This is a genomic window from Polaromonas sp. P1_F4, assembly GCF_056405675.1.
Window position 1 is genome coordinate 1 of the sequence record NZ_JBFUBP010000021.1, and the last position, 1,824, is coordinate 1,824.

General features: G+C 62.7%; 1 protein-coding gene. It reads right to left on the minus strand.

Features of this window, described 5'->3' with window-relative positions; translation table 11 throughout:
• The coding region (locus tag AC1DYQ_RS22825) for a putative Ig domain-containing protein (RefSeq protein WP_477688715.1) at window positions 1-1,824 on the minus strand (1,824 nt) is incomplete at both ends.

Here is a 1,824-nt window from a genome sequence, read left to right on the forward strand (position 1 = left end):
ACGTCGTGACGTACTGCCCCTGGTCCACATAGATCGTCGTGCTGGTGGTCTCCACCACGCTGTCAGCGGCGTTGTCCACCACATAGATGTCGTCGCCTGCACCGCCGTTGAGCACATCCGCTCCCGCCCCGCCGTCCAGCAGGTCGTTGCCTGCGCCGGCGTTGAGCGTGTCGTTGCCGTCCAGCCCGTACACCAGGTCTCGGGCCGACGTGCCCGTCAGCGTTTCTGCTGCAGCCGTGCCGGTCAGCACATTGGTGATATCCAGCGACAGGTTCGCCAGAGCAAATGCACCGGCACTGTCGGTTGCCTTGATCGCAAGGCCGAGGACACCCGCGGCGGTATCCGGCGGCGTTCCGGAAAGCGTTCGCGTCGCCGCATCGAAGGTCAACCATGAAGGCAGAGCGCTCCCATTGGCCAGCACCGCACTCAGCACCAGGGTATCGCCCACATCCATGTCGGTAAAGATATTGGCCGGCACCACGTAACTAAAGGCCTGTGTTTCAGTTGCCAGTTGGCCTGGCAGAGGAACAAGAACAGTCGGCGCATCATTGGTATTGGTCACCGTCACATTGAAGGTGCCGCTGACAGTCGCTCCCTGGGTGTCGGTCGCCGTCACCTTCAAGGCCAGCAGGCCCACGTTGGCGTTCAGGGGCGTTCCGCTGAAGGTATGCGTCGCAGCATTAAAGCTCAGCCAGCCCGGCAGCGCGCTACCGTCGGCCAGGCGGGCGCTGTAGCTCAGCACATCGCCTGCGTCCAGGTCTGCAAACGTGCCCACCGGCAGCGTGTAGCTCCATACAGCGTCTTCCGCTGTGCTCTGGTTGGCCGGTGCGGCAAACGTCGGCGCCCGGTTGCTCATCAGCAGCAGGTCGCTGGCCGTCCAGACCGTTCCGTCGGCAAACTCAACACGTTCAATCCGTTTGCCGCTGGCCACGTCCCAGTCAATCAGTACCTGGTCTGACGCACTCAAGGTCAGCACCATCTGGGTGGCCGTGCGGCTCACCGTCACGTCGCTGGCGGCAATTCCTGCCTGCATGACGAGTGTGTCCACGTTGTTGGCGGTGGTGTCGGTGTCCGAGACCGTGTCCCGGCCATAGCCGCGGGCGTAGATATAACGGTCGTTGCCTTGCCCACCGATCAACAGGTCGTCGTCAGTGCCGCCGTCAAGCGTGTCAGCACCAGCGCCACCGTCCAGCATGTTGGCACCGGTGTTACCGGTCAGCACGTTGTTCAAGGCATTGCCCGTGCCGTTGAGGGCCGCGCTGCCGGTCAGCGTCAGGTTCTCCTGGTTCGTGCCCAGCACATAGCTGATGGAAGCGTTCACGGTATCTACACCGCCCGAGTCTGATACCACCGTCTGCGCCACCACGTTGGGCACCCAGGTCGTTTGTGGGACCACATTCGGCACCCAGTACGTTTGGGGAACCATCACAGACACCCATTCGGGTGAAAGCAGCGCGTCCCCATTTTCGTTATATCTCTGCTCCGGGAAGTAAATCGGGCTGCCTTCGTCCATGTAGTAGTACCGGTAGTACCCCTGATCGACGTACCTCGTGCTGTAGTACCCCTGATCGACATACGTCGTGACGTACTGCCCCTGGTCCACATAGATCGTCGTGCTGGTGGTCTCCACCACGCTGTCAGCGGCGTTGTCCACCACATAGATGTCGTCGCCTGCACCGCCGTTGAGCACATCCGCTCCCGCCCCGCCGTCCAGCAGGTCGTTGCCTGCGCCGGCGTTGAGCGTGTCGTTGCCGTCCAGCCCGTACACCAGGTCTCGGGCCGACGTGCCCGTCAGCGTTTCTGCTGCAGCCGTGCCGGTCAGCA